At 48.8% G+C, this 26,280-nt stretch carries 30 protein-coding genes; 27 read left to right on the forward strand and 3 right to left on the reverse strand.

Annotation, left to right across the window (positions count from 1 at the left end):
• The first annotated feature begins 4 nt into the window (after nt 1-4).
• Genes JOD01_RS06060 through acpS form a run of 12 tightly spaced genes read left to right on the forward strand, consistent with a single transcriptional unit; the run spans nt 5 to nt 10,429 of the window.
• Nucleotides 5-964 carry a beta-ketoacyl-[acyl-carrier-protein] synthase family protein gene (locus tag JOD01_RS06060; RefSeq protein ID WP_204517364.1) on the forward strand — a complete coding sequence of 320 codons (960 nt, stop codon included), beginning with the start codon at nt 5-7 and terminating at the stop codon, nt 962-964.
• A 15-nt stretch (nt 965-979) separates the two neighbouring features.
• Nucleotides 980-1,789 carry a winged helix-turn-helix domain-containing protein gene (locus JOD01_RS06065; protein WP_204517365.1) on the forward strand — a complete coding sequence of 270 codons (810 nt, stop codon included), beginning with the start codon at nt 980-982 and terminating at the stop codon, nt 1,787-1,789.
• A 34-nt stretch (nt 1,790-1,823) separates the two neighbouring features.
• Nucleotides 1,824-2,654 carry a phytanoyl-CoA dioxygenase family protein gene (locus JOD01_RS06070; protein ID WP_204517366.1) on the forward strand — a complete coding sequence of 277 codons (831 nt, stop codon included), beginning with the start codon at nt 1,824-1,826 and terminating at the stop codon, nt 2,652-2,654.
• Nucleotides 2,655-2,695: 41 nt separating this feature from the next.
• Nucleotides 2,696-3,532 (forward strand): phytanoyl-CoA dioxygenase family protein, encoded by an 837-nt coding sequence (locus JOD01_RS06075; protein WP_204517367.1) that lies wholly within the window; start codon nt 2,696-2,698, stop codon nt 3,530-3,532.
• Nucleotides 3,533-3,545: 13 nt separating this feature from the next.
• The gene (locus JOD01_RS06080) at nt 3,546-4,388 is read left to right on the forward strand and encodes a phytanoyl-CoA dioxygenase family protein (RefSeq protein ID WP_204517368.1); all 843 of its coding nucleotides are present in this window, start codon (nt 3,546-3,548) and stop codon (nt 4,386-4,388) included.
• The gene (locus JOD01_RS06085) at nt 4,385-5,203 is read left to right on the forward strand and encodes a sugar phosphate isomerase/epimerase family protein (RefSeq protein WP_204517369.1); all 819 of its coding nucleotides are present in this window, start codon (nt 4,385-4,387) and stop codon (nt 5,201-5,203) included. Before JOD01_RS06080 ends, JOD01_RS06085 begins: the two co-directional genes overlap by 4 nt.
• Nucleotides 5,200-6,732 (forward strand): M2 family metallopeptidase, encoded by a 1,533-nt coding sequence (locus JOD01_RS06090; protein WP_204517370.1) that lies wholly within the window; start codon nt 5,200-5,202, stop codon nt 6,730-6,732. Before JOD01_RS06085 ends, JOD01_RS06090 begins: the two co-directional genes overlap by 4 nt.
• Nucleotides 6,713-7,708 (forward strand): aminoglycoside phosphotransferase family protein, encoded by a 996-nt coding sequence (locus JOD01_RS06095; protein WP_204517371.1) that lies wholly within the window; start codon nt 6,713-6,715, stop codon nt 7,706-7,708. Before JOD01_RS06090 ends, JOD01_RS06095 begins: the two co-directional genes overlap by 20 nt.
• Nucleotides 7,708-8,067 (forward strand): HAD hydrolase family protein, encoded by a 360-nt coding sequence (locus tag JOD01_RS06100; protein WP_204517372.1) that lies wholly within the window; start codon nt 7,708-7,710, stop codon nt 8,065-8,067. The genes JOD01_RS06095 and JOD01_RS06100 overlap by 1 nt, the downstream gene beginning before the upstream one ends.
• Nucleotides 8,064-8,819, forward strand: a complete 756-nt coding sequence (locus JOD01_RS06105) for a glycosyltransferase family 2 protein (RefSeq protein WP_204517373.1) — start codon at nt 8,064-8,066, stop codon at nt 8,817-8,819. Before JOD01_RS06100 ends, JOD01_RS06105 begins: the two co-directional genes overlap by 4 nt.
• A gap of 20 nt (nt 8,820-8,839) precedes the next feature.
• On the forward strand, nt 8,840-10,027 hold the full coding sequence (locus tag JOD01_RS19965) for a nucleotide disphospho-sugar-binding domain-containing protein (protein WP_204517374.1): 1,188 nt from the start codon (nt 8,840-8,842) through the stop codon (nt 10,025-10,027).
• A gap of 12 nt (nt 10,028-10,039) precedes the next feature.
• Nucleotides 10,040-10,429 carry a holo-ACP synthase gene (gene acpS / locus JOD01_RS06115; RefSeq protein WP_204517375.1) on the forward strand — a complete coding sequence of 130 codons (390 nt, stop codon included), beginning with the start codon at nt 10,040-10,042 and terminating at the stop codon, nt 10,427-10,429.
• An 83-nt stretch (nt 10,430-10,512) separates the two neighbouring features.
• Here acpS and JOD01_RS06120 read toward each other — a convergent pair whose 3' ends face one another.
• Nucleotides 10,513-11,901 carry an MATE family efflux transporter gene (locus JOD01_RS06120; RefSeq protein ID WP_204517376.1) on the reverse strand — a complete coding sequence of 463 codons (1,389 nt, stop codon included), beginning with the start codon at nt 11,899-11,901 and terminating at the stop codon, nt 10,513-10,515.
• A 207-nt stretch (nt 11,902-12,108) separates the two neighbouring features.
• Between JOD01_RS06120 and JOD01_RS06125 the strand changes: the two genes are divergently transcribed.
• From JOD01_RS06125 to JOD01_RS06185, 13 genes are all read left to right on the forward strand, one after another.
• The gene (locus JOD01_RS06125) at nt 12,109-13,140 is read left to right on the forward strand and encodes a hypothetical protein (RefSeq protein ID WP_204517377.1); all 1,032 of its coding nucleotides are present in this window, start codon (nt 12,109-12,111) and stop codon (nt 13,138-13,140) included.
• Nucleotides 13,141-13,258: 118 nt separating this feature from the next.
• Nucleotides 13,259-13,501 carry an acyl carrier protein gene (locus tag JOD01_RS06130; protein WP_204517378.1) on the forward strand — a complete coding sequence of 81 codons (243 nt, stop codon included), beginning with the start codon at nt 13,259-13,261 and terminating at the stop codon, nt 13,499-13,501.
• Nucleotides 13,502-13,522: 21 nt separating this feature from the next.
• On the forward strand, nt 13,523-14,461 hold the full coding sequence (locus tag JOD01_RS06135) for a BtrH N-terminal domain-containing protein (RefSeq protein ID WP_204517379.1): 939 nt from the start codon (nt 13,523-13,525) through the stop codon (nt 14,459-14,461).
• Nucleotides 14,462-15,454, forward strand: a complete 993-nt coding sequence (locus JOD01_RS06140; protein ID WP_204517380.1) for a hypothetical protein — start codon at nt 14,462-14,464, stop codon at nt 15,452-15,454.
• Complete coding sequence (locus JOD01_RS06145) at nt 15,451-16,551, forward strand: aminopeptidase (RefSeq protein WP_204517381.1); 1,101 nt, start codon at nt 15,451-15,453, stop codon at nt 16,549-16,551. The genes JOD01_RS06140 and JOD01_RS06145 overlap by 4 nt, the downstream gene beginning before the upstream one ends.
• 17 nt (nt 16,552-16,568) lie before the next feature.
• Nucleotides 16,569-17,720, forward strand: coding sequence for a glycosyltransferase (locus JOD01_RS06150; protein WP_204517382.1), 1,152 nt, complete (start codon nt 16,569-16,571; stop codon nt 17,718-17,720).
• A gap of 9 nt (nt 17,721-17,729) precedes the next feature.
• Nucleotides 17,730-17,975 carry an acyl carrier protein gene (locus JOD01_RS06155; RefSeq protein WP_204517383.1) on the forward strand — a complete coding sequence of 82 codons (246 nt, stop codon included), beginning with the start codon at nt 17,730-17,732 and terminating at the stop codon, nt 17,973-17,975.
• A 31-nt stretch (nt 17,976-18,006) separates the two neighbouring features.
• Nucleotides 18,007-18,951, forward strand: a complete 945-nt coding sequence (locus tag JOD01_RS06160; protein WP_204517384.1) for a 3-oxoacyl-[acyl-carrier-protein] synthase III C-terminal domain-containing protein — start codon at nt 18,007-18,009, stop codon at nt 18,949-18,951.
• Nucleotides 18,929-19,825: a hypothetical protein gene (locus JOD01_RS06165; RefSeq protein ID WP_204517385.1), complete on the forward strand. Its 897-nt coding sequence runs from the start codon at nt 18,929-18,931 to the stop codon at nt 19,823-19,825. Before JOD01_RS06160 ends, JOD01_RS06165 begins: the two co-directional genes overlap by 23 nt.
• On the forward strand, nt 19,822-20,088 hold the full coding sequence (locus JOD01_RS06170; RefSeq protein ID WP_204517386.1) for a phosphopantetheine-binding protein: 267 nt from the start codon (nt 19,822-19,824) through the stop codon (nt 20,086-20,088). The genes JOD01_RS06165 and JOD01_RS06170 overlap by 4 nt, the downstream gene beginning before the upstream one ends.
• A gap of 14 nt (nt 20,089-20,102) precedes the next feature.
• Nucleotides 20,103-21,482, forward strand: coding sequence for a preATP grasp domain-containing protein (locus JOD01_RS06175; protein WP_204517387.1), 1,380 nt, complete (start codon nt 20,103-20,105; stop codon nt 21,480-21,482).
• A gap of 21 nt (nt 21,483-21,503) precedes the next feature.
• The gene (locus JOD01_RS06180) at nt 21,504-22,769 is read left to right on the forward strand and encodes an alanine racemase (RefSeq protein ID WP_204517388.1); all 1,266 of its coding nucleotides are present in this window, start codon (nt 21,504-21,506) and stop codon (nt 22,767-22,769) included.
• A gap of 85 nt (nt 22,770-22,854) precedes the next feature.
• Nucleotides 22,855-23,211: a VOC family protein gene (locus JOD01_RS06185; protein ID WP_204517389.1), complete on the forward strand. Its 357-nt coding sequence runs from the start codon at nt 22,855-22,857 to the stop codon at nt 23,209-23,211.
• 94 nt (nt 23,212-23,305) lie between these two features.
• Here the strand turns inward: JOD01_RS06185 and JOD01_RS06190 are convergent, their stop codons facing one another.
• Together JOD01_RS06190 and JOD01_RS06195 are read right to left on the reverse strand one after the other, a co-directional pair.
• A complete protein-coding gene (locus JOD01_RS06190) occupies nt 23,306-24,115 on the reverse strand; it encodes a phytanoyl-CoA dioxygenase family protein (protein ID WP_204517390.1) in 810 nt (269 codons plus the stop codon).
• Nucleotides 24,116-24,136: 21 nt separating this feature from the next.
• Complete coding sequence (locus tag JOD01_RS06195; protein WP_204517391.1) at nt 24,137-24,484, reverse strand: VOC family protein; 348 nt, start codon at nt 24,482-24,484, stop codon at nt 24,137-24,139.
• 203 nt (nt 24,485-24,687) lie between these two features.
• Here JOD01_RS06195 and JOD01_RS06200 point away from each other — a divergent pair, with 203 nt between their 5' ends.
• Together JOD01_RS06200 and JOD01_RS06205 are read left to right on the forward strand one after the other, a co-directional pair.
• Nucleotides 24,688-25,509 (forward strand): phytanoyl-CoA dioxygenase family protein, encoded by an 822-nt coding sequence (locus tag JOD01_RS06200; RefSeq protein ID WP_204517392.1) that lies wholly within the window; start codon nt 24,688-24,690, stop codon nt 25,507-25,509.
• Nucleotides 25,510-25,563: 54 nt separating this feature from the next.
• Nucleotides 25,564-26,253, forward strand: coding sequence for a helix-turn-helix transcriptional regulator (locus JOD01_RS06205; RefSeq protein WP_204517393.1), 690 nt, complete (start codon nt 25,564-25,566; stop codon nt 26,251-26,253).
• Nucleotides 26,254-26,280: the final 27 nt, after the last annotated feature.

The raw sequence follows: 26,280 nt of genomic DNA on the forward strand, positions 1-26,280 counted from the left end.
GCCCTTGAGCAAGCTATTTCTGTCTGTATTTGCCGCTGTGGCGCCAACCACACTTTCCGGGAGTGACTATCTTTCCTCCTTTTCGGAGGGATATGGGGCTGCCAATCCGCTGTTTTGTCTGTTTGCCGATCGGCAGCTTTCCTTCCAACAAGGAGATTTGGCAGCGGGCCTGTCGGAAGAGCGTGATCATATTCCCGCTTTTCGAGGGGACTTCACCGATGACGCTGTTCGCTTCCTGGCTGAACATGGTCACGGGAAGCGGAAAATTGATCTTTTGTGTTATTGCCATGAAACGGTAGGGGGCAACGCCGGCATGCTGCCAGCGTGGAAAATTCAAAAACGCCTTGGCTTGGTGAACTGCCTCCCGTTTTCTGTCGGACAACAGGGAAGCCTTGCCAGTGTCAGCGGGGTTGAGTTGGTTCAAAGCTTTTTCCGCGCCGAGCCTGTTCAACATGCGTTGCTGCTCACGATCGATCATGTGGTTTCACCATTTTCCCGCAAACGGTTTTGCGGGTTTGCCAAAGGGGATGCCGCCGCCTGGATCCACTTCACGCGGGACGAAGGAACATATCAGCTGTTGTATGCGGGGCAAAGGGGCTGCTGTCTTCCTGTCTCCATGCATCAATGGACGGCGGACGATTACGAACGGGCGGAACGGATGCTCATTGACAAGGCTCTGTTGTTGTTGTGCGAAATCCGGAAACAGCAACGGATCGATTGGACGATTGCGCAGTGTGTCTCGCGCAGTTTTTTAGCCGGCTTGGAGCGAGCGTGGCGGAATTGTGACCAGAAGCTGTTTCAACGCACCCGTTGGGCAAACATCAATTTCCTTGGCAGCGACCCGTTTGTTACCCTGCAAGAGATGGACAGTCAGATAACGGTTCAAGCAGGTGAAACCATCGCACTAGTGTTTGTAAGCCCCGATCATGGAGTGGGGGTTCTTCTCTTGCAAAAAAACAATTGAAAGGGGAATCAAGGCATGATGATTGCTGTAATTACCTCAAATCCGAGTATTTTTAGTTGGGTCAAAAAATCCGTTGAGAACAAAAACTGCACCGTATTGTACGCGACAGGAACAAGCGAACTGTTACACTTGCTGAATCCGGCGGTGTCGGTTCAGGCGGTCATTTGGGATCTCTCTGGCCAAATGCAAGAGCAACTGTTCTTGTTTGAACAAATCACCCGGCAATATCCAAAAGTCCGCTTTATGGTCATGGCAGAAGAACAAGAGTGCGCGGGGAGAGAGCGAGAGCGTCTGCAACGGAAAATCGATGTTGTATGCATGGTGCAAAATGAGGTACAGGTACAGCAAGCAATCAGCCGATTTATTGATACATTGAATGTTCCGGAAAAGTTTTCGGAGGAGCTGAATGCGCAAGATATAGAGATTTGCTCCGGCATTATTTTTAAGCCGCACTTGCACTGTTTGTTGAAGAACGGAAAGCTGGAGCCGTTACCAGATAAAGAATTTCAACTCTTGATGTATTTCATCAAAAATCAGGGACGGTTTGTCACCACCGAACAAATTCTTCATAACATTTGGGACGAATATACCGGACCGGAAACGGCTCGGCAATATATATACAAATTGCGGCGAAAACTGAAAACGGACAAGCATTCTTTCTCGTTGATCTTCTATTTAAAAGGAGTTGGCTATACGCTGGTCCGCGAAGAGAACCACTATTTGACCGAGTTGGCCAGAAGCTACAGTACAACAGCAAAAGTCAAAAAAGTCAACCCGCTGAGCAGTTTTCCTGAACCGGAAAAAAAATGCGCGATGATCCAATGAAGCAACACCAATTAAATGAACAAGAGGTGGGCGTATGAATAACGCAAGAATCACCGCGGAAGACAAGGAAAGGTTTGAACAAGAAGGTTATTTGAAAATTTCCGGACTTTACTCGCAAGCGGATGCAAAACAGCTTATCGAGCAATTTCAGAATATTTGGAGTAATTTGGTCGCCGATAGAAAAATTGTGCAAGACCCACAGCGACCGGTGGAGAGCTTGTTTCCGCGTCTGCGTGACTATCACAAGGAACATCCGGCGATTTTGCGATTTGTCCTGGAGCAAAAAGCGATCGGTACCGTGGAGGCGCTTCTCGGTGAAGAACCATTGGTCATTTCCACCAGTTATTACTTCAAAGGGCCGGGCACGCGGGGCTTGCCGCTCCATCAAGACAATTACAGCATCGGAGTTGTACCGGGAACAACTTGTTCCGTTTGGGTCAGTTTGGATGCGGCCGACGAGGAAAACGGCGGACTGTACGTTATACCGGGAAGCCACAAGATGGGGTTATTGGCTCCGAAAAGTATTCCGGAAAGCGATACGGAGTATGGCGAAAAGCTGGAGATTCCCGAAGGGGCCAAGTCTCTTTTCATTCAAACGGCACCTGGAGACGCGGTTATTTTTAACGGCAATCTGTTGCATGGTTCCACTGCCAACCTGTCATCAAACCGTTTCCGCCGCGCGATTGTGACCCATTATACCGGGGTGAGCGCAGAGAAGGTCGTGCTGAATTACAATCATTTGCTTAACAAACAGGGCGAAAAAGTCCGCAGAAGATTCAACACAGCGGTCAATTGGGAAACAGCCTCCCTTCGCAAGACAGTTTGGAGCGGGGTCAGCGCCAACAACAATTGTAAACCTACCTAAGTAATAGAAGGGACAAATGAGGATGAGATGAGGTGGGAGCAGTGGGAACTCATGTAAGCGAAGAACAAAAGCGGTTTTTTGAACAGGAAGGCTATCTCGTTGTCAAAGGAGTGTATTCGCGAGCGGAAGTAGAGCAGGTCAACGAGGAATACTTCAAATTTTGGCTTGATTTAATGGCATCCGGGAAAATTCAGCAAGACAGCAAGCGACCGCTGGAAAGCGTTTTTCCCCGATTGCGGGATTACCATCGGGAGAACGAGACGGTTACGAAGTTCATTATCGATCCGCGTTTGATGGAGATCATGGAGTACCTGCTTGGCGAGCCGATCCTGGTTATTCAGACCAGCTATTATTTTAAAACGCCAGGAACGCGAGGCTTGCCGTACCATCAAGACAATTACAGCATCGGGGTAGTTCCGGACACAACCTATGCCGCCTGGGTGAGCCTTGATCCGTCTGATCAGGAAAATGGCGGGCTTAGTTTCGTGCGAAAAACGCAGCAATTTGAACTGCTTTCCCCCAAAGTTGTGCCGGAAACGGTAAGCGTCTATGGGCAGATGATTGAGGTTCCGGAAGGATACGAAACGGTCGAGGTTACGACTGAGCCGGGCGATGTGGTCATTTTTAACGGCAATATTTTGCACGGTTCATCGGAAAATTTTTCGAGGCATCGCTTCCGGCGCGTTCTTGTTACCCACTATGCACGCGAAAGCATGGAAAAGATCACCTTAAACTACAACTACCTGATCAATAAACGAGGCGAGCGGGTACGAAAACTTCTCAATCCGGAACCAAAAGTGTTGGAAACGAAGAATAACATCTTTGAATTCCGCAATGCGACCTATTTTGACCAAATCATCAAGCGGAATGAGAAGTGAAAGGAAGTTGGCGATGAGCAAATCGATTGGCGAGCGTGAGAGAACATTTTTTGCTGAAACCGGCTACTTGGTCATAAAAGAAATGTTTCAACCGGAAGAGATAGCGGCGATCAAAAACGAATACGAAAAAATCTGGTTGCAAATGCTCGCTTCCGGGGAAATCAAACAGGACCCGTTGCGGCCATTGGAAAGTTTGTATCCCAACCGATTTCGCGATTTTCATCGGGAAAACGAGCGAATTGCCCGGTTCAGCCTCGACCCGCGCGTAATTGAACTGCTTGAGGAGTTGCTGGAGGAAGAACCGCTGGTGATCCAGACCAGTTACTTCTTCAAGCCGCCGGGCTCCCGCGGGCTTAGTTTGCATCAGGATAATTATACAGTGGGTGTTCATCCTGGCACGACATATGCCGTTTGGGTGAGTCTGGACGCCACCGACGAGGAGAATGGCGGTTTGCTGATCGTTCCCGGTACGCATAAACTTGATTTGCTTTCCTGCGAGTTTGTTCCTGGCAGCAGTGCTGCCTATGCCGGTGAGATGACGCCGATTCCGCCTGGTTTCAGGCGGGTGCAAATTTCTACACGGCCGGGCGATGTAGTGATTTTCACCGGATATACGATGCACGGTTCGCCGCGCAATCGGTCTGAGAATCGGTATCGTCAAGCGTTTGTGACACATTTTGCCAAGAGCAGTTTGGAAAAAATCACACACAATTACAGCTATTTGATGAATAAAAAGGGCCAACGGGTGAGAAAGCCGATTAACACTTCGCCGAAAGTTGTTGAGATCAGCGGGACTGTCTTTAACTATCAAAACTTGTCCTATCACGACCAAGTTTTTTCCAAGGTGAAGGGATGAAAGTGACCAAAGCGGGGAAACAAAGCTTTCGGCTCTCCTGTCAGTTGATCGGATGGGGAACAAATTGGCAGCAGGGATTGGCGGAGATAGCGGAAAGCGGATTTTCAGCTTGTGAAATTGCAGGAACGACGTTGCTTTCTTTCTCGCGGCAAATGGAAGCATGGCTGGCGATGATCGGCCGCTATCCGCTGACGGTCTCAGCTGCGTATGAAACCGGTCATTTTATGAACGAAAAGAAGCGGAGAGAATTGTTTTTGCGGCATGAGAGCATTGCACGGCTTTTGCAACAAGCCAACATCCCGCAGGTTATTTTGGGACCGGGAATGAAGCTGAAGCGGTCAGTTGAGCAGGATGATTGGCACAAAATGCTGGGCATGATCGAGGAAATTGCCAAACGCTATCGCCATTATGGCATTCGTATCGCTCTGCATCCCCATTTAGGCTCACCGATCTTTACCAGAAAAGAGATCGACATGGCAATGGAACGTGTGGCCGAAGATATTTACCTGGTGCCGGACGTTGGGCATGCGGCGGAAGCTGGATACGACCTTCTGCCGCTGCTCGAAACATATTTCCCCAGAATTTCCTGCATTCATTTGAAAGATGTCAAGTTTGGCTCTTTTGGCTTGAGCAAAACACAGTTTTGTGAATTAGGCTTTGGTGATTTACAACTTGCGCCGATTTTGCAATTTTTGCGCGCAAGCAAGTACGACGGTTATTTGACGATTGAGATTGACAAACCTGCCGCTTCTGCCAAGTCGAGCGCACTGCAAGCGATCCAATATTTGCGCAACAATGGGGTGGTCCTTAGATGAAATCGTTCTTACAAAATTTGAACGAGTCACTGCAACGTTTGCATACTGCCTCCATGCATGCTTTATGGATGGTTCTAACAACGGGGCGGAAGGAGTGGGCAGAGCGTTGCGAGGCAGAAGAAATCGCCTATCAGGAGGCATTGGCCGCAGTGGAATGGCAGCCAGATCAAACGGGAAAGTCTAACAGATGCGAACGACGCCAGCTGGAAATATTGGAGCGGGAGAGGCTGGACAGTCGAACCTCGCCAGAGACGCGCCGCCGGATTTCTCAAGTTTGGAATGAATTAAATGTTCAGTTTGCTGCCTATCGGCCGACAAGCTCCGGGAAGCAACTGACCGAACAACAGATTTTGCGGGAGCTGTTGCATTGCCCCGACCAAACATATCGGAAGCAATTATGGCAAGCGAGCATGGGGATTGGCCAGCACATTGCGCCCAAATTGCTGGAATTGGTTGAATTGCGCAATCAGGTGGCACGACAAAATGGCTTCGACAACTATTATGTGATGAAGCTGGAAAGCCAGGAACTCTCGCTCGATCTGCTTGACAGCCTCTTTACTGCGCTGCGAAAAGGGTTGGACAGCAGTTATCAGTCGATTATGGCGGAAATCGACGAAGAGCTTGCCGCAAAATGGAAGCTTCCGAAAAAGGATCGGTATCCTTGGCGCTATCCGCATCCGTTTGTCCAAGAATATTACAGCGATGAACAGAGTAGCGTACCCGTTGATTTGCAGAGCATCCAAAGCAAGCTGATCGATTATTTTCATAACCTTGGGTTCGCTATTGCCGAGATGTTGGCAAACGCGAACTTGACCAGTCAGGACGGAAAAGCGCAGACCAACTTTTGTTTGCATATTGATCGAGCCGGGGATATACGGATCTCTTGCAATCTCGACCCTTCTGTCAGGGGGATTGCCATTTTGCTGCATGAACTGGGCCATGCTGTTTACGAACAGGGAATTGATCGCACGCTGCCGTTTTTGTTACGGCAGCCTGCCCAGCTGTTTTTGAGCGAAGCGGTTGCAGCTTTAATGGAGCGATTGGCGCTTGATCCCCATTGGCTGTCCTGGTTGCTTGATACCGAGATTGTGCAACCCGACTCCTATCGCCGCAGATGGCAAAACAATTTGCTGGTTCGCTTATATTGGACCATGACCGTGGTTTCATTTGAGAGACAACTCTATGAAAATCCGGGTCAGCCGTTAAATCGATTATGGTGGGATCTCGTCGAAGAGATACAGGGACTTTCTCGACCGCTTGAATGGGATTATCCTTATTGGGCGTGCAAGCCGCATCTGACTACATTGCCTGTGTATTACCAAAATTATCTCCTGGGAGAATGCGCCGCAGCGCAACTGCAAGATTCGCTGAACCAACGCTACGGATGCTGGAATACACGGGAAGCCATGCAGCAAGTACAGGAGTGCGTATTTTCTCCTGGAATCAGTCACACCTGGTCAGATATTTGGCAAACAGTCTGCGGCAGTACGCTACAATCGGAGCCGATCGTTGAGCAACTGCGCAAATAACAATGGTCGTCGCCCAAATCCCCCATCGATGCGGTCGAGATACTTCAATCAGATCACCTATGATGCCAAACGGCAAACTGTCACGAAGCGCAGCCTTGACGAGCAGAAATTATCCGCTGAAATTCGTTGGTACTTGGAATTGCCTGCCGAATTGCAGCGGTACATTCCGCAAATCGTAGATTATTCTCTTCTTTCTCAACAAGTTTTTGTGACAATGGAATATATTCATTTGCCGACAGTCGGACAGCTTTATTTGGACAACGGGTTAACCATGAACGAATGGCAGTCGTTTTTTGGCCATATTTTCGCTTTGCTGCGTGACTTTTCGCGGTATACCAAAGATCATGACGCAATTTCGGCACTTGAGGATATGTATATCGTCAAAACGTGGCAGCGGCTCAGCCGGTTTCTGGAAGAACGCAAATGGGCCAACCGAATCTATCACAAAGGCTGCTTTCAATTAAATGGCCGCCAGCTAGTTTGTCCGGTGCGCTTGCTGGAACAACACGAATTCGTAATTCGTCGCTGCATCTCAACGATTCGCTTTCAGCTTATCCACGGTGACCTCTGTTTCTCCAACCTTTTTTTCGATCCGGAGCGCAATCAACTGCTAGTCATCGATCCACGCGGAAATTTCGGCAATGCGGGTGCATATGGCGATGTTCGGTATGACCTCGCTAAAATGCGGCATAGTCTCAGTGGTTACGAACATATCGTCCGGGATCGATACGAGGCAACTTTGTCGGGGGAAGCGTTGGAGCTGAAGCTGCCATTCACCCCCATCCAAAAGCAATTGCAGCATATGTGGGATGACTGGCTTGGTTCATCGCTGGCGGAAGTCAAACTGATTGAATCGCTTCTGTTTCTGTCCATGCTTCCGCTCCATCGCGATCAACCGAAGCGGCAACTGGCTCTCTATGCCTTGGGTGCGCAGTTGCTGACCGAGGCCATTTCCGGGGAAAAGGAGGACAAGTAGTGCGGATAGTTGTTGATCTGGATGGAACCATTTGCAGGTTAAAGCAGGGAGGAGAGTCATACGGGGAGGTTTTGCCGATTCCGGGCGCGGCGGAGGCTCTTCGGCAGTTAAAACAGGAAGGACATGAAATTATTATTTACACGGCGCGCAGTATGCGAACAGAAGGCGGAAATGCCGGCAAAGTGATAGCCAATGTAGGAAAAACTACGTTGGAGTGGTTGGCGCAGCATCAAATTGAATATGACGAAATTGTCTTCGGCAAGCCATACGGTCAAGTTTATATCGATGACCTGGCGATCTCTTTTACCAATTGGCAGGAAGTTTTGCGAAAGTTACGTCGTGAGGAGGGCTCGGGATGAACATTGTGTTGCCTATGGCGGGTCTTGGCCACCGCTTTCGTGCGGCAGGATATGAGCAACCAAAGCAGTTGATCAATGTTTTGGGAAAACCGATGTTTTACTGGGCACTTGATAGTTTGCGCCCGTTTGTCAGGATCGACAAGATGATTTTTGTCTGCCTTCGGGAACATCTCGAAGCTTTTCCGCTGAAAAATGCGATTTACCGTTATTGCCCGCAAGCCAAGATTGTATCGCTTGATTGTGTGTTGGAGGGGCAAGCGAAAACGGTCTTAGCGGCCAAAATGCTGATGAAACCGGATGAACCGTTGTTGATTTACAATTGCGATACATTTATGTATACGAGAAAGACGCCGATTTGGTCCAGAAGGAATACCGGATCAGATGGAGTTATTTCCGTATTCCGCGCATCTGACGATTGCTTCAGCTATGTTCAACTCGATCCAACGGGGCTGGTCAAGCAAGTAAAGGAGAAAGAAGTGATCTCTCCGTATGCCACGACCGGCCTTTATCAATTCGCCAAAGCAAGGTACTTTGTCGAAGCAGCAGAGGAGGCAATTGCCAGCCACGATCGGATTAAGGGGGAGTATTATATTGCGCCGCTCTACAACCGGCTGATCGACAAAGGGTTTCGTTTTGAGATTGATCCGGTGCATGCTTGCTTTCCGCTGGGGACACCCGAACAGCTGGCGTCATTTGTCTGGTATGTACGCAATCTGGGACGGCAACGGCAGAGGCAGGTTGCCGCAATCTAACCCAAGGGGAGGGATCGACCGTGACGAGACGCGTCTTTTTTGGGCTAAGCGGGGGGCTTGGTCCGGTGATTCGCTGTATGCCAATCGCTGATCTCTACAAGCGGGCCGGAGCGGAAGTAAGCTTTAGCATTTACGGGGAAAATGCCATCGCCTTAATCGAAAATGCGGGCTATTGCCATCTTCGCGATGATGATCCAACCATGCCGGACCCGCTGAAACTGATTGAAAGTTCTCCCGTTTTTTATGATATGGATCATTATTACGCGCAAATGGGGCTGTTGGACAAACGATTTGCCGAAGCATGGATCATTCACCGGATCAACATGCTAAAGCAGCTGCAACCAGATATCGTGTTTGCTGATATGAGTCCGCAAACCGTTTTGGCAGCCAGGTATCTTGGTATTCCGGTGATCGCGATCACGCAGGCTTGTTTTCATCCGCAAGGCCAACGAGTCCGCCATTGGTCTGCTGCTCCGCGGAATTTGCCGAAAGTCACGCCTGTGATCAACAAAGTGCTGGATTTACTGGACATGCCGCGGATTCATCAAATGGAAGAGTTGCTGGCGGGAGACCTCAATATCGTTCCGGGAATCCCGGAATTTGACCCGATACAAAGCGGTCAAGCCTATTATGTGGGACCGCTTGAACAAAAAATGCAAGGCGAGCTGAAAGAGGATGCTCCTGATATATTGCTTTATCCCGGTCGATTGCAAGATTCTGCCGGTTCCTCCGGATTGCAATTGATTGAAACAATGATCCGCGCCCTGGCTGATCAGCCTTACCGTGTCCTTTTGTCAACAAATGAAGAACTGCCCGCGGACGTATTGGCCAGTCTGCCGCCAAACATTCAGCGAATTCGCTTTTTTTCTGCAGAATTGTTGGCCCGCGCCCGCTTGTTCATCCATCATGGCGGACATGGAAGCTGTATGTCAGCGATCATGCATGGTGTTCCTTCGTTGGTGATACCTACCCATTCTGAGCGGGAGTACAATGCGCGAAAAGTTTGGGAGCTTGGTGTAGGCGAATATTTATTGCCAGGCTGCTTTACTGCGGATCATTTGAATCAAATGGCCACTTTTATTATGGAGGACCAATACCGCGACCGTGCCATCGAACTGCGGGAAACAGTCATGAAGCGAAAATATGCCGGGGCGGCGGGGGTTTACCAATTGGCGGAGCGGCACATCGCCCAACAGCATCGTTTTTAAAGGGGGGATTATATGATTTACGGACTTGGTGTGGATATTCAGGGAGTTACGCAAATTTCCTGCATGATCGAACGTTTGGGGGAGCGTTTTCTTGAGAGAGTGTTTACCGAAAACGAAATCGCCTATTGCCGCAAGCACTTGAAAGCGGCACAGCATTTTGCCGCCAGATGGGCTGTAAAGGAGGCTTTTTTTAAAGCGCTGGGCACAGGGGTGGCAAACGGTTACCGATTACTTGATGTGGAACTGGAACATTTACCGTCGGGCCAACCGTATCTTGTTTTTTATGGAAAAGTGCGCGAAGACTGTGCGCGATTTCGACTGCAGCCATATGTCAGTCTATCCCATTCCGAGGATTACGCTGTTGGGCAAGTGATTCTCATTAGCAGTCAAACACGCAATTGAAAAAAGCTCTCTTCCTGGACTGATCTGACGATCCAAGGGAAGAGAGCTTTTTCTTTGGATAACAAGCTTGCTGCGGCCAAACATTAGGCGCGAACGTCGTCAGACAACCGAGATTTCGTTGTTTCCTGTGGCAATCGGCGGAACAACTGCAGCGTGATCACACCGAGAGTCAAGGCGGAGAGAAGGAAACTGAGACAAATGCCGAGCCAGAGTCCGACGATGCCAAAGGTGCTGCCTCCCCATACCATCAAGGGAATGCGGCAAAGCCATGCGGTGAAAAGGGTCGTAAACAAGAGCAGATGGACTTTTTGAAAAGCGCGCAGAATTCCCTCGAATACATTGGCGATGCCGAAAGCAATGTAGCCGACAGCAATGTAGCGAAGATAGGTAACCGCTTGCTGTAAGACGGCGGGGTCCTGGGAAAACAACCGCAACAGATAGGGGGCGGTGACATAAAAGAAAGCAGCGAGAATGATCATAACGAACAGCAACAGACGCAAGCCGATCCGCAGCGTTTCCTTTACACGCAGCAACTGGTTGGCCCCGATGTTTTGCGCAACCATTGTGGAAATCCCCGAACTGATCCCCATGATAAATTGTGTGATCAGACTGTCAAATCTGCTTCCGACTCCCATCCCGTTAATCACGATCGGTCCGTACGAGTTGACGATCGTCGTCGTCGCAACGACTGAGATGCTGAGCACCATCTGATTCAAACCGAGGGGAAGTCCGAGTTTGGAGATGTTGATCATCAGCTTCGGTGCGAAGTGCGCCTGACGTACTCCCGCAAACACTTCAGGGTGGGCTCGCAACGAAGATAAACAAGAGAAAATGAGCCCGCAGATGTTGGCAAGTACAGTGGACAAGGCTACCCCACCGATTCCCAGTTCCGGAAACGGGCCGATGCCGAGTAAAAAACAAGGACTAAACAGCATATTGGCAATAATGCTGAAAATCGTTGCCCGAAACGGAGTCGTTGCATCGCCGAGGGCGCGTTGAATTTGACTGAATTGAAAGAGCATCGTAATGGCGGGAAAGCCGGCCAGATAGACGGCGAGAAACCGATAGGTGGGCTGGAACACTTCCAACGGTGTATTCATCAATTGCAAGATGCGTGTCAAGAACAGCTCGCCTAAGATGGCCGCGATCATACTAATGGTCAACATGAGCAAACTGCTGTTGGCAATCAGTTGAAAAGTTTGTTTCTTGTCTTTTTTTCCAAAACTTTGGGCGATCAGGATCGAACTGGCTACTCCGAAGCCTAACAGCAGGGTGAACAGAAAAAAGGAAACATTGAGGGAAATCGTCATTGCCGCAATGTCGGACGCAGACAAGAACATCCCGACGATGAACGCATCCCAAACTCCATTGATTTGAAAAGCCAGTCCGCTGATGATTGCTGGTGTCGAAAAAGCAATTAGATGTTTTTGCAAATCTCCTTGGGTAAAGTCTCTTTTGACTGAGGTTGTCATACCAAACAAAACTCCTCTCGCACTGGATTACCACTAACAATAGTGCCAATCAGTCGGGAACGCTCGGCTAACTTTGCGGCAAACGATGAGAGAACGTTGAGAAAACAGCAAAAAAAAGCAGAGTGTGTTGGCCAGAGAAATTCGTACAGTAGAGATAATACGGGCACGTACGGAGACCGTAACCAAGAAAAAGGAGTGGTTCAATCCATGCCGAATCAAGTGCAGCTCCCTGTTCACCCCAATCCCGGTTTCGAAACAGAGTGTTACCATAATTTTCGCTTAAGCATCGTGTTGCGCAACGATCAATTGTTGCCCTGGTATTATAGCCATTTCGCGAATCTTGTCCTTATCGGCAAAGAGCCCGACGATTTCCCCATGATCAACTTCGCCGAACATTTGGAAATTTATTCAGAGGTACTGAAAGAGGAACGCATCCCGGATACCCCCGATTGGACGGAGTTGATCCGCAGCTGTCTTGCTCAAGGCGAATATGTGCTCATTTATTTCAATTGGAAACACATCAAAGGTTCCCATTATTATCAAGTCCGCGATTTATTTCACGAAGCGTTGATCTATGGATACGACGATCAAAAGCAAGCATTTCAGCTGTTGGCTTTTGAAGTCGGTGGAAAAATTTATGGTGCACTAGAGGTATCTTACGAGGACTGTCAGCGGGAGTTTGTCCGGCTCCGGCGGGAGGATATGCACAGCCAAAAGTGGTTTGCCTATTTCGGCTTTCCGATCGCACGTATTCGGCTGAAGGAGCAACTGCCGACCAGCATGGATATGCGCCGGCTCTTTTTTTCATTGGATCGCGGCCGGGTAAAAGCGAATCCATCCAGCTATGAAGTATATGCGATGGGCTATGATCTCAATCTGTATTTGGCTCATTACTTTGGGCAGGTCATTACGGGAGAGCGCCGGTTGCCGACCAGAGAATTTACCCGCTGGAATATTATGATCCATAAAATGGCTCATCACAAAAAGTTGATGATGAGACGGCTGGAGTATCTGGATCCAGAAGGCAAGCAACAAATTGTTAGCAAGATTAAAGATTACTATGCGTTCTCCTCCAAAGCGCTTTTGAAAAGCCGCGCGTTGTCTTATCAGTATCAGCGAACCGGCGATGGTGACGCGCTGAAACGGCTAAGTGAACAATTTCAGTATATTTATGAACAAGAAAAACGAGCGACCGCACTGTTGATGGAATTTCTGGTTTTGCATCAATTAAATGGCTGACTCTTGTTCGGCTTTTTGACTCAGAAGGAGACAAGCCAGGCCGAGTATTCCCGGCAGTATTTTTCTAAAATGAGACTAGCAAATGGGAAAGGGTAGTCAGTTGGGGAGGTCATGGCTGATGTCAGTTCGCGAACAGGTGATTCGATTGGTAAGCAATGAGGGATGTGGAGTGCTCCCGGCGGAAGAAATCCATGAGCAGCGGTCGCTCTTGGAAATTGGATTTGATTCACTGCGATATATGGAGCTGGTTGTGCTGCTGGAAGAGACATTTCACATCACATTTCCAGATGAAATGCTGGAAATTTCAGCCGAAACCAACGTTTCAGAAATCATTCGGGCGGTGGAGTCGGCACACGTCTGAAGAAGAAGAGAGGTGAGATGAGTGCTGCAGTTGGAGTTTTTTACCGGTGTCAGTGATTGCAAGAACTCCGCACTTTTGACCATTGTCAAGGCTCATCAGTTCAATACAAACTATCTGTTGTCAGGAAATCTGCGCTTCCAATATCTCCGGTATTCCGAGAAACTCGATGATTTTCAGTTTGACATGATTCCCAGACTGGAGGAGCAACTGGCGGAGCTTTATCAAATCACCCTGCAGGAGATTAATTCGTTTGAGGAAATTGAGCAATGCATTGTCGACGGCAAGTATCCGCTTGTGCAAACCGATATTTACTACTTGCCGCATCGGGAAGAATATCTGGCTGAGATTCACGCAGCGCACTTTGTGATCGGCCAGTCTTACAATCAAGACCTGGATACGTTCAAGATTTTTGACAGCGTTCCCCCGTTTGACGGTGAGATTGACCGGGCGTTATTTGAACAGGCCGCGCTATCGTTTGGCGCTTGCGCCTATTTGCTTGATCGTTCGCGCCAGATTACGCCTGATCGGGCAACGATTACAGCTTTTTTAAGACGGCAGGCAGAACGTTTGTACCATGACTTTTATCTCTCGTCCGATGTGAGCATGGGCTATCAAGGGATGCTTCGTCTTCAACAAGACATGCAGCAGTGGATCGAGGTATCGGTGGAGGAACGGCGACAATTGTTTTTTAAGTTTCTGATTAACAGTTTGGCCGTTGAACGATATCATCACGGGTTTACCCAATATATCCAAGCGGAATTAAAAAATGAACAACTGGTGGAAAAGTGCGAAAGTGCTGCAACAGGGTGGAAGAGAATTCACAATATTATTCGCAAACAAAAACATACAGAAAAGAACTTGGTTCCAAATCTGATCCGTTTGTTTGAAGAGGTTGTGGATGCGGAAAAACAACTGATTGACGATGTGTATGAGTTTTTTCTGAGAGGGGGGATTGAGTAGGTGAAGGAAAAGTGCTATCCTCCGCACTCCCTTGCTGAAAAACTGATTCGACAGTCGCCTCCAGATTGGCGTTTTCCCGATCAATATGGCTTGAGTGAAAGAGCGCTTGACTGTCGCCAATTAGCGATCAGTGAGGTATTGAAGTGGCAGGGAGAGACCGAAGTGATCCCGCTGTTTTTGAATCCGTTTGATTGTTCGGCACACCGGCTGGTTTTGCGGCGCAGTGAACCAAACTTGCAACGTGGCTGGCGAATTGTTCCATACTCAACGCCGAGTGTTCGCGATTTTCGTCCATTGATTCGTTCCTTGCTGGATGAAAAAGGATATGCATTGATCTTTTACAAAGCCTTTTATATGCCGTTTCATTCCTATTATGGCATTCACGATGTCGTGCACTGGTCGCTCGTGGTTGATTCCGATGAGGAGCAGTTGACCCTTGTGGACAGCTCGGGAACAGATGCTTATTTTTCCGGCTATGTTGGTAAAATTCCTTGGCGGCTCTTCCTGGAAGCAAGCGCAATGGGCGGGGCAGCAGGCGCGGCAACAATTTTGCGGCCGAATGGCACACAAGCGTCTTGGCCGGAAGAATTCCATCAGATTGTCAACGCTTCGCTTGCGGCAATGTTGGAGCAAGGAGGTCTCGCACAACTGGCCGAGTTTATCATCGAACTCGAACAAACCTCTACCGGCAGAGTGGTGAAGGAATTGGAGCGGTTGGAGTTTGATCTTCATTATTATCGTCGTTTGCGCGAATTGTGGAAAGTCGCGGCGGAACAGAGGGCCATTCCTGCTGTATATTTGCGGGAAGCGTGGATGGAGGAATTGCAAATGCTTTGCCGAGCATGGTCACTCGTCGTCGGTTTGTTAATGAAGTGGAAACGTCAACCAGAGCGGGATTATCATCAAAAACTGGTCAATTACTTATGGCAAACCTATGCGAACGAACAGCGTTTTTTTGCCGAACTTGGCAAGCTGGCCGGAGGAATTCGATGAAACGGCAAGAGTGGGCACGGTTGGCGGAAACGATCGTCCATCACTCGCTTGGTCTTAAGCGCGGTCAGCGGGTGCTGATCGAAGTGGTTGGTCAAGCAGAGCCGCTGGTTGATGCGATCGTGCATGCCGTTTGGGACGTAGGGGCACACCCGTTTTTCCGTTTCCATCCGACTGAGGAGTTGCGGTCACTCATTTTACACGCCGATTCGCGGCAGCTCCATTTGCTTGCGACTCGCGAAGTAGAGCGGCAAAGAACGATGGATGGATTTATCGGCATTCGCGCAGATGAAAATCTGTATGAGTTCAGCGATCTGCCCAAAGAGCAATATAACCGTTATGTAAAACTTTATATGCAACCGTTGCAAGCTGCGATGGCAGAGCTGGAGAAATGGGTTTTGCTGAAATATCCGACCTATGGCATGGCTCAGCTGGCGAAAATGAGTTTGTCGCAATTGCAGCAAAATTACTTGGCGGCGTGCAATCTCGATTATCAAAAGTTGCAGGAAATGGTTCAACCTTTGGCGCAATGGCTGGAAAAAACCGAACACGTCCGAATTGTTGGTCCGGACACGGACCTCCATTTCTCAATCAAAGGGATTCCCCACTATCTTTGTGATGGCAAGTATAATCTTCCGGATGGGGAGATCTTCACTGCTCCGCTTCTGGAATCGGCCGAAGGGAAAATTACCTTTAACGTGCCGGCTACCTATATGGGTCTCATTTTTGAACAAGTTTCGCTGGAGTTTCGCCAAGGGAAAGTTGTCCGGGTGCGTTCCTCTGATGAGACGCGTCTGACTGAGCTGCTCAGCTGCGATGAGGGGGCGAGACAACTCGGGGAGTTCGGAATCGGTCTGAATCCTTACATCCGGCAGCCAATGTATAACACCTTGTTTGACGAAAAAATGGCCGGAAGTATTCATCTTGCTTTGGGACAAGCATATCCAATGGCGGAAAACGGGAATGTCTCAAACCTTCATTTAGACCTGGTTTTATGTCAGTTGCCCGAGTTTGGAGGCGGATCTCTCTTTTTTGACAATGTCTTAATTCGCAAAGACGGGATGTTCCAGCCGCCGGAATTGCAGCGATTAAACCGATGATAAAGAGGAGGACGGGAATGGCACGAATCGCACTTGTCAGTCAAATCATGCTGGGACATATGATACCCGCTTTGGACCTCGGGGCAGAACTGGCACGCCGCGGGCATCAAGTATCGGTACTGGCACCACGGCAACATCAAGGGTTGATTGAGGAAGCGGGCCTTATCTTTGTAGAGATCGGTTTGTACACCATTCCGCACAAATATATTGGGGAACTGTTTGCAGAGGTTGACGAGTTCATCAAGCGGACGAGCATCGATCTGCTGATCTGCGATTCCGCGTTGGCGGCTCCTGCCTATGCGGCGGAATTGCACGGGATTCCCTGGGTGAGCTTTCAAACGACCGTGCCGCTTCCCGATCATCTTGTACCGGGCGGAGAACGTTTGAACTCAAGATTGCGCGAGTTGTATGAGAAACAGCTCAATACCGTCAGACTGCAGCATGGACTGCCGGCGCTTACGGATAAAAAGCGAACGAGGGGAGACTTCGCCGGCCTTTCCGGGCAGTTGCATTTGCTGATGGTGATCCCAGAAATGATTCCGGATTGGGCCAATTTACCCGAGCCTAGCCGGATTGTAGGCATATGTTCGTATGATGGCGACGAAGAATCAAATTGGATCGACCTCGATTCCGAAGATCCGGTCATCCTTGTCTGCTCATCATCTGTTCAACGCGCTGAATTTGTTCAAATGATTCAACATTATCTTCACACCGCGGTTGAGGCATTTTCCCACAAGCCGTACAAACTGGTGGTGACCCATCACGAACCATACCAGGGGGAGGAACCGCTCCCTGACAACGTATTATGGGTGACAGACTACCCGGTTCACAGCAGGCTGATGCCACAGGCCGATATTGTAATCACACATGGCGGGTGTGGCACTTTGCAAAAATCGCTGAAATACGGCGTACCGATGGTCATCATTCCACTTGGGGCCGACCATCCTTTTTTGGCAGAACATTGCGAAAGTTTAGGGGTGGCAAAAGTGCTCACGCCAGAACAAGTTACCGTGGCAACGATGGAAGCAACAGTAAAGTCTATCCTGGGCGATTCTTCTTATCGGCGAAATGCCCAGCGAATCGCTTCCTATATCTATGACCACGCTCCATGCAAAACAAGCGCCGATTATGTAGAAGCTTTGCTCGGTGAAACAAAAATTGTGGTATGAGGTGATACGATGATACAAACCGAACAGATTTTAGAGATAGTAAAAAAGATCAGCGGCAGGCCGACGGCGGAAATGTCCTCTTCTTTTGCGGAGCTAGGCATGAGTTCGACCAACATTGTGGAAATGTTGATTGAATTTGAGATGATTTTTGATGTCGATGTACTCGATGAAAACTTAAATATTTTTGAACTGCAAACCGTCCAAGAAGCGCATGACTATATCAATCGGCTGGTCGAGAAAAAGGCAAACGGTTGAGCAGTCGCACAGACAGGCGAAGAGGTGAAAAATGAACAAAATTAATTACGGGATTGAGCAGATCGCTGTATATTTGCCCGAGCAGCGGGAAGCGGGTGAAAGGTTATTGCGAGCAGGAGTGCTCTCGCCGAAAGAGTGGGCGGAATTGCAGGCGCAACGGATTACCTCTGTACCGATAGAGCAGGAGCGCTCAACTTTGCAAATAATGGAGTTGACGCTTGACCAGCTGTTTGCGCGTGGACAGCTTCAACCGCAAAAGGTCAAATATATGATCGCTCCTTACCTGTACTACTCGTTTCCCTATTCGTTTGATATTTTCCGTTATCTCCGTCAACGGTATGAGTTAACCGATACCACCTGCTTCGCTGTTCAGGGATTGCTTTGTTCCGACTTTTTGATGGGATTGCAAATTGCGTGGAAATTGTTGCGAAACGGAAGAGAAGCGGACAGCCGTGCCATCATTCTCTCAGTGGAAAGATGCTTGCTGGACGATCAACGGTACGGAGGAAGCGCTTTTCTGACTGGTGACGCGAGTGTGGCCTGTGTAATCGGACAAGGTCCCCAGCATGATCAAATTCTTGCCTGCAAAAATCACATTGATATTCGGACGATACCGGCAGAAAAATTCCGCAAAAAAGAAGATTCGATTCAAGATTATGCGTTTTTCATTAATTTGGCAACGACTTTGCATCATTCGCTCCGCGAGGCTGGCGTAAAACTGGAGGATGTCAAGCTGTTTCTCCCAAACAACACAACGCCGTCTACCTGGCTGGGACTGGCCAAATTGCTGCGCGTTCCACCCTCCCGGTTTTTTACAGAAGGTCATCAGCTGATTGGCCATATGAACAATTGCGATTTGTTGTTGAACTATGATTTGGCGTGTCAGCGAGGGTTGCTGGCAAGCGGCGATGTCTACGTAATGCTTAGTCTTGGAAACGGAGGAGGCGTTGGCTGTGCAGTCTGTCGCAAGGGATAGTCTTTATTTGTCTATGCCAGTCACTCACCGTCAGTATGTGGCGGAGAGGAGTCTAAACTCCTATGAATATAAGTTATATCAGCACATACGCACTCTCTACGGCTTTGATCCCGGCAATCACGAACCTTCGCTTGCGCCTGTTTTTTTTCATGATGAGCCTTGTTTACTGGCCGAGGCACTTTACGAGAAAACGCAATTTTCAACAAAAGTTGATTATTTGCTGTGTTGTTACAAAACATACCAATTAACCAAAAAGGTCAGCGCGCCATTGGCAATCCTAAAATCGCTTGGGCTGAAAAATGTACAAGCGTTTGCCCTGCATAATATAGGGGTATTAAGCCCGCTGATGGCGATCGAATGGACACTGGCAACGGATTCGACGGCGCTCGTCGTTTGTCTGGAACAAATTTACGACTACCAGGAAAGTCAAACCGCTGGCTATCCAAAGGCGGACGCACTTGCGATGTTTCAACTTTCATCAGCTCCAGGGCCGCTGGAAATATGCGGATATGATTGGACGCTTTTTCCGGGTTTGCCAGGGGAAGATGACGAACGGCAGCTTTCCGCACTTACCTGCCAACTGATTGAACAGCAATTGCAGCAGAGTCGGTTGGATCGGAAAGAGATAACCATTATTGCCCATTTGCACAGCGACGCTTTTCTTTATGCGCTGCAGCGGCAATTCCCGCATGTCTATGTGAGAGCCGACAGATACAATCTGCTAACAGCCGATCCGTTTTATTCTTTGGAAGAATATTATGGCCAAGAGAAGAAAGACAAGGAGTATATATTGCTGACATTTGCTGATCAGGCAGCTGGTGTCGGCTGCATTCTGCTACGCGATTGCGCGGTTGAAAGGAGGGAAACGAGATGACTCGTGAACAGGTTTTACATATCGTCAAGACGGCGATCAGCGAGATTGCCGAACTCGCTCCCGAACAGGTTGCATGGGAATGTGATGCATCGCTGGATGATGCCTATGGAATCGGTTCGACGCAGTTGATTGAGCTGATTTTGCTGCTGGAGGAAAAGTTGGCAATTTTGATCGATCAAACCGAGATTGAACCGGAAGATCTGCAGAGTATCAATAGTTTGGTTGCGTTTCTTTGCAGGGTACAAGCTGCGGAAAACCTTTGAAAAGAGGGAAGAGCATGAACAACTTCCTGTCCGCCGCCAGAGCAGCATTTTTGGAGCGAAAATCTGCTCGGCATTTCATCTGGTTGGCAAACTTTGAAGTGGAAGGCGATTGGAAAGACCCGGATATTCTTTCACTTCCTGGACTGGCAAACCGCAATACGTATTTGGTTAACAACAGTTTGGCGGAACAGGCTCTGCTGCTGGCGGAAGCCGATGATCTTGTCCTGTTGAACAAAGCGCCAGACCCTGATTATCTCTACTATTTGCAGCAACTCGGCTTGCCGCAGCCGTCGATTTATATAGCGGGGACCGCCGAACCGCTTCTCAGGTTAACATCGACTTACTTGCACAACGAGCAAGCCGTGGCGGACCTGAAACGTCTTGCAGCTCAGCAGTATCTTCTTCTTCCCCATGGTACTTCACAGATGGAAGAAAAACTGTCCCAACGAACTGGCATCCCGTTAGCCACGGTGAAGGCGCATGTCGCTTCCCGTATCAACAGCAAAGTATACAGCCGCCAAGTATGCGAACAACTCGGTATCCGGCAGCCGTTCGGAGCGGCCATCCACTCGCTAACGGCATTGCAGCAGCAGTTTCGGATGATCAAGGCTGCTTCCGCCGGTTCAGCATTTGTTTTAAAAGATGGCTTGGGCGTCTCCGGAAAAGGGATGCTGCTGATCGACAGTGAGCAACGTTTTGAGCAAGTGTTGCGAATGCTTCAATCGATCGCTGCGAAAAAAGGGCATGATCGTGTCCAGATGGTGCTAGAGGAGTGGATCAATAAGCAAAAAGATATCCACTACTCTTTTCTTCTCACCAAATCGGGCCAAATTAAGCTGGGCTGCATTTTGGAGGCATTTGTCAGCAACGGCGTCCATATGGGACATCTGCATCCGCACAAGCTGACGGAACCAGTCGTAAAGCAAATCGAGGAGACGATTCTTCTGCTGGGGCGGGAACTGGCGAGAGAGGGGTATTTTGGAATAGTAGGTGTAGATGCGATGTTGGCGGAGGACGGCACTTTCTACCCTTGCCTGGAAATCAACGCTCGCTTTAACATGTCGACATACCATTCGCGAATTTTTTCTGAGTGGTTGTCCCAGGAAAGCTTCGTGATCGCTCGCGCCTACCATTTTCGTAAAACGCATTCTATTCCGTTTGCTCGCCTGCGGACAGCGATGGCTGATTTGCTGTTTACCCGCGAGAAAGGAAAAGGCGTGTTCATTAACGGATTCTCCACGGTAAATCTGGAAGAGACGCAGAAGGGCATAAGTTCCAGCAGGTTATATGCGATGCTGGTTGGGAGCAGTCGGGAAGAGTGTCGGGAGCTGCAAGCATCTTTGCTTGCACGATTGGAACAGATGGAGGGGGTGTTGATCGGACGTGACATCTAAAAGAGGAGGGGAAAAGTAACGATGGAGAAAAAAGGGGAACGTCTTACCTATTCATTCATTCGTGAGCTTGCCGCAAGTTACTCGACACCGCTCTATATATACGATCTTGAAACCGTTCAGAGGCAGATTGACAAAATCAGGAGCAAGATGCACCCAAGCATCAAATTGTTTTATTCAATGAAAGCCAATCCGAATCCGACATTGGTTCAACGAATTTATCAAACCGGGGTGAATATTGAGCTTTGTTCTCTGCTGGAGTTGGCGGCAGCGCAAACGGCTGGTGTGGCTGCGGAACGAATGATGTACCTGGGGCCGGGGAAATCTGCTGAAGAAATTCGCACCATCATGGATCAAGGTGTGCGGTACTTTGTTGCCGAATCGCTTCAGGAGCTGGAGCTGATCGAGCAAATTGCTCAGGAAAAGAGGAAAACAGTCCCAATCGGTGTACGGATCAACCCGGAGGTGGCGGTCAGGGGGGCAAGGCTGCAAATGGGAGGGAAAGCCCGGCAGTTCGGCATCGACGAAGGGCAATTTCCCGATGTTTTGCGAAAGCTGCAGGTGCTGCCGCATTTGCGGCTTTGCGGGATTCACACCTATCATGGCACGCGAATATTATCGGCGAATACGATTGCCGAGAATATCCGGTACATCCTGTCCTTTGCAGAGCGAATCATTGAAATGTATGGGGTGAAGCTAAACTTTGTCGGTATAGGCGGGGGATTTGGCATTCCCTATTTTGCTGGAGAAAAGGAACTGGATCTCGACGAGCTGGGACAAGCATCATACGGAACGGTTGAACAATTTCTGCAAAAGCAGCCTGAAACGGAAATTTTGATGGAATCAGGCCGCTACCTTGTTGCCGAAGCCGGTGCTTATGTAGCCCAAGTCAGATACACCAAGCGTTCACAAGGGGTTCATTTTGCGGTCACAGATGGCGGCACCCATCACCATGCAGCGGCCGGCGGCTCAGGAAATGCTTTTCGGAAAAACTTTCCGATTGTTGCTTACGTTCCTGAACAAAGAGCTGAACAAGAATATGAACTTGCCGGTCCGCTTTGTACTCCCAATGATTTAATCGGCAAAAAGGTTCGCCTGCCCGAGTTGCATCCGGGTGACTACATTGCCGTGCTGAAATCCGGGGCATACGGGCTGACCGCCAGTCCAGCCTTGTTTTTAAGCCATCGTTTGCCGCGTGAAGTATTGCTGGAGAGAGGAAAAGTGACGCTGATTCGCGATGTCGATGAGTATATCATTCCCAAGCTGCGCAAAGAGAGCAACACGGACTGACGGAAGGATCGCTTGACGAAGCAAATCTGTGGCAATAAAATTAACAGTAATTTACAAATATAAGAAAGATTAGGGAGTGATTCGTATGTCTCGTCTATTGCAACGTATTGATAGCGTGTTTTTGGTAGTAAAAGAGTTTGAGAAAGCCATTACATGGTATTCAGAGACACTTGGGCTGGAAATCCGTTTTCGCAACAACGCAATTGCCGCGTTTAACGTCGGCAGTTCTGACAATACGGCGCTGACTCTGGTTAATGCCGATGTGTTGGCAGAGGGAGAGGTGCATCCGCAATTTAATTTCTTCACGGAAGATATTGAAGCTGCCCATGCCTATTTCACGGAACGAAAAGTAGACGTGGGACCGATCCGCGACTATGGTGATATGCGGACGTTTGATTTTAAAGACTTGGACGGGCATACCTTAAATGTCGTGACCTTCTGATTTATCGCCAAAACGTCTTTATAAAGTAACAAACCCTTCCGCCACATGTTGGTTGGAAGGGTTTTTGCTTATGATTACGATCGGTACGGATGAATCACCTGTTGGGCTCGGACAATTTGGAGAGAGTCCCGTATTTTTCGTAGGGAAGTTTGTCATTCATATAGTAGCGTCTGCGTTTTCGTTCGCCTGTCCGCGAGACAAGGTCGCGATTGAACATGCTCATTCTCTCGACGCTTTCTGGTACGTAATGCGTCAAGAATACTTGTCGCCAGTCATTTTCGCTGATGTTGTCGTAGGAGCCATGATAAAGATTCCCGTTGAAAATGACGGCATCGCCCGGTTCTGTTGTCAGATCGACTATCTGGTAGCCTTCGGGAACTTCCAGCACAGGGTATAATCCGCTGGTCTCCCCTGTGGGATACTGAATGGCAAACTGCTGTGTTCGCGGGATGACATAAAGGCCGCCGTTTTCCCGGCTGGTATGATCGATGCTGATCCAAACAGAGTAACAGGTTCCAGGATCGGCCGAAATCAAGAAATTATCCTGATGGTTGGGAATTCCCGCTTTCCCCGCTGTTTTAAAGTAATAGTAGGAAGTGATGGCATACATCTCTTCCCCGCTGATCTGCTCTAGGATATCCATGATCGTCGGGTGGATCATATACGGGATGATGTTGGGATTTTTTTGATGAGGGTAGTTGAGACGGGCAAACAGGCTGTCCAGCGGATTGGAGGGATCTTGTACGATGGCCCCTGTTTTCACCTGCTCGGACCATACTTTGCAACACTCGCTTTTTAACGCAAGCACTTCCGAAGCGGATAGCGCTCCTTTTACTACTAGATATCCTTCCCCATCATAAAAGTTTTTTTGCTCCTGCGACAGTTGGTATTGGTAATGTGTCATGCCATCGATCAACTCCATCATTTAAAAATTACAGACATGAAACAGATTTCCATGCAAGTCTCTAAAATCGAAAGCCAGCACCGAACCGTAATCTTTGATTGGCGTTACATCGACGCCGTTGGCAGAGAGAACACGGTGCGCCTTGTATATATCGTTTGCATAAAGATTGAAGACGGGATAGACCCCATTTTTGATCGCGTCTTTGCAGAGCAAGGTGAACGGAGTTTGGCCACCCGCATGAAACGTGCACATTCGTTCGTCTCGCCAGCGAATGGACAGATTTAAATTCTCGATGTACCACTTGATCGATGCTTCAAAATCGGCTGCTTCCAAAAAAACCGTATCAATGCGTTGAAAAAGCTCCGACATGAATCTACCTCCTCACGATATGGAAACGGGGACCCCGCTTTTTACCAAAATAGCGTTTCCGCAAGGGAGAAGCCATAAATTGTTCGTTAACGCCACGTAATCGAGAGAAACCCAGAGAAGCAAGTCAAAAAAAGAAGAGTGCGGGAAATGGGCAGACGGTAAGATGGGAAGTATCTTCGGACGAACATAAGGAGGTGATGGAGATGTCGACAGAACTGCCAAACTTGTCGGAAGCGGTTGCATTAACAGAAACGCAAATCGAAAGCTTTCGTACAAACGGGCATATTTTACTGACGAATGTGCTGTCTTCCAGGGAGATCGCAGCCTATCGTCCGCATCTTACAGAAACAGTAGAGATGTGCCAACGGGAATTAGAAGACAAACTGGCCAAAGGCGAAGTGGACGAGGAACTGCTTGGTCCGATCAATTTAAGGGAACGAAACGAGCGTTATTACCAATTCGTGACCGCCCGTCGTTTCGCTAAACTGGCAGCAGAACTGCTGGGCGTAGAAGGCGTGCGAATTTATCGCGACAACGCCATTTTCAAAAAGCCGGGAGCCGTTTACACCCGTTGGCATCAGGATAGTGACTTGACTGCTCTCGATACCGACCAAATCGTGACCATTTGGATCCCGCTTGTTGATCTTCCTGCAGAGATAGGTTCAATGAAATTTATCTCAGGTTCCCATAAGTTAAACAACCGTACGGAAAGTGCGATGCTAAAGCTGCGCAAAGCGACTCGCCAAAACTTGCCAACTGCGTGGTATGGCGCGATGAACGCGGGAGATGTGACTTTTCACTATGGCTGGACGTTGCACAGTGCAAACGGCAACCCAAGCGAGATTACACGAGAGGTCATAACGATCATGTACTTTGCTGATCGGGCGAAAATCGTTACAGAGGAGGAAGAGATCGGTTTTGACCTAAAAAAACATCTTGCGGAATTTTTTCCGGGAGTGCGACCTGGGGAAGTAGCAGCCAGTCCGCTCAATCCATTGGTTTATACCACAAGTTCGGCTCCCTAGAGGGGGAGCGTTCCTATTGAAATCGGGTTGTCTCAAACGTTTGGGGGGATCGTTTTGCTTGTCATCTGGGAAGTCGATTCAGCTGCCAGCCATCGGCAGGAAACGCTGACTGTCAATCAGCATGAGACGGCTCCATTTGTATATGTGCATTCCTTTGCGGAAGTGAAAAAACTCGTGGAGGAGGGAGAATGCAGCCGGTTATTGATCGTTTGTGCGAACGATACTCTGCCTGACAACTATGATCTAACCGCCTTTTTCGCAAAAACGGCGGTTTATTTATTTACTTCGGCGCAGAAAGAAGCGAAGCTCATCCTCCATTTTTTGCTTTACCAATGGATGACGAACGACTTTTCTTTTATTGCCGTCGAAGAAGAAGGCGAGCGAGTCGATGACCGTACGGATACCGGACAAATCAATTGGAACAATTCCCTGAAATATATTCACGAAAACTTGTTTGACAACAATCTTTGTCTGGAGGATGTGGCCAGTCTCAATTATGTGTGCAAATGGCATTTTTCCAAGCTGTTTAAACGGAAACTCGGCGTTACATTTCGGGAATATATTATTCGCGAACGGATCGAGGAAGCGAAAAGACGGCTTCAACGCGATGACTCGATCACGGATGTCTGTTATGCCGTTGGTTATGGAGACTTGACTCACTTTGGCCGAATTTTTCGCCAACGGGTCGGGATGACGCCTTCCGACTTCCGGCAGAAATATCGGCGAAAACAACGCTCTGGTTAGAAATACCGATTGGGATAAAGTTGCAAG

The sequence above is a fragment of the Brevibacillus fulvus genome (assembly GCF_016908525.1).
GTDB lineage: Bacteria > Bacillota > Bacilli > Brevibacillales > Brevibacillaceae > Brevibacillus_G > Brevibacillus_G fulvus.

Coding starts and splice junctions, on each gene's coding strand:
- JOD01_RS06145 (WP_204517381.1), top strand. CDS start 15,451: ATGAAACGGCAAGAGTGGGCACGGTTGGCGGAAACGATCGTCCATCAC.
- JOD01_RS06090 (WP_204517370.1), top strand. CDS start 5,200: ATGAAATCGTTCTTACAAAATTTGAACGAGTCACTGCAACGTTTGCAT.
- JOD01_RS06125 (WP_204517377.1), top strand. CDS start 12,109: ATGCCGAATCAAGTGCAGCTCCCTGTTCACCCCAATCCCGGTTTCGAA.
- JOD01_RS06155 (WP_204517383.1), top strand. CDS start 17,730: ATGATACAAACCGAACAGATTTTAGAGATAGTAAAAAAGATCAGCGGC.
- acpS (WP_204517375.1), top strand. CDS start 10,040: ATGATTTACGGACTTGGTGTGGATATTCAGGGAGTTACGCAAATTTCC.
- JOD01_RS06195 (WP_204517391.1), bottom strand. CDS start 24,484: ATGTCGGAGCTTTTTCAACGCATTGATACGGTTTTTTTGGAAGCAGCC.
- JOD01_RS06130 (WP_204517378.1), top strand. CDS start 13,259: ATGTCAGTTCGCGAACAGGTGATTCGATTGGTAAGCAATGAGGGATGT.
- JOD01_RS06150 (WP_204517382.1), top strand. CDS start 16,569: ATGGCACGAATCGCACTTGTCAGTCAAATCATGCTGGGACATATGATA.
- JOD01_RS06120 (WP_204517376.1), bottom strand. CDS start 11,901: ATGACAACCTCAGTCAAAAGAGACTTTACCCAAGGAGATTTGCAAAAA.
- JOD01_RS06180 (WP_204517388.1), top strand. CDS start 21,504: ATGGAGAAAAAAGGGGAACGTCTTACCTATTCATTCATTCGTGAGCTT.
- JOD01_RS06190 (WP_204517390.1), bottom strand. CDS start 24,115: ATGACACATTACCAATACCAACTGTCGCAGGAGCAAAAAAACTTTTAT.
- JOD01_RS06185 (WP_204517389.1), top strand. CDS start 22,855: ATGTCTCGTCTATTGCAACGTATTGATAGCGTGTTTTTGGTAGTAAAA.
- JOD01_RS06080 (WP_204517368.1), top strand. CDS start 3,546: ATGAGCAAATCGATTGGCGAGCGTGAGAGAACATTTTTTGCTGAAACC.
- JOD01_RS06170 (WP_204517386.1), top strand. CDS start 19,822: ATGACTCGTGAACAGGTTTTACATATCGTCAAGACGGCGATCAGCGAG.
- JOD01_RS06085 (WP_204517369.1), top strand. CDS start 4,385: ATGAAAGTGACCAAAGCGGGGAAACAAAGCTTTCGGCTCTCCTGTCAG.
- JOD01_RS06070 (WP_204517366.1), top strand. CDS start 1,824: ATGAATAACGCAAGAATCACCGCGGAAGACAAGGAAAGGTTTGAACAA.
- JOD01_RS06175 (WP_204517387.1), top strand. CDS start 20,103: ATGAACAACTTCCTGTCCGCCGCCAGAGCAGCATTTTTGGAGCGAAAA.
- JOD01_RS06160 (WP_204517384.1), top strand. CDS start 18,007: ATGAACAAAATTAATTACGGGATTGAGCAGATCGCTGTATATTTGCCC.
- JOD01_RS06105 (WP_204517373.1), top strand. CDS start 8,064: ATGAACATTGTGTTGCCTATGGCGGGTCTTGGCCACCGCTTTCGTGCG.
- JOD01_RS06065 (WP_204517365.1), top strand. CDS start 980: ATGATGATTGCTGTAATTACCTCAAATCCGAGTATTTTTAGTTGGGTC.
- JOD01_RS06200 (WP_204517392.1), top strand. CDS start 24,688: ATGTCGACAGAACTGCCAAACTTGTCGGAAGCGGTTGCATTAACAGAA.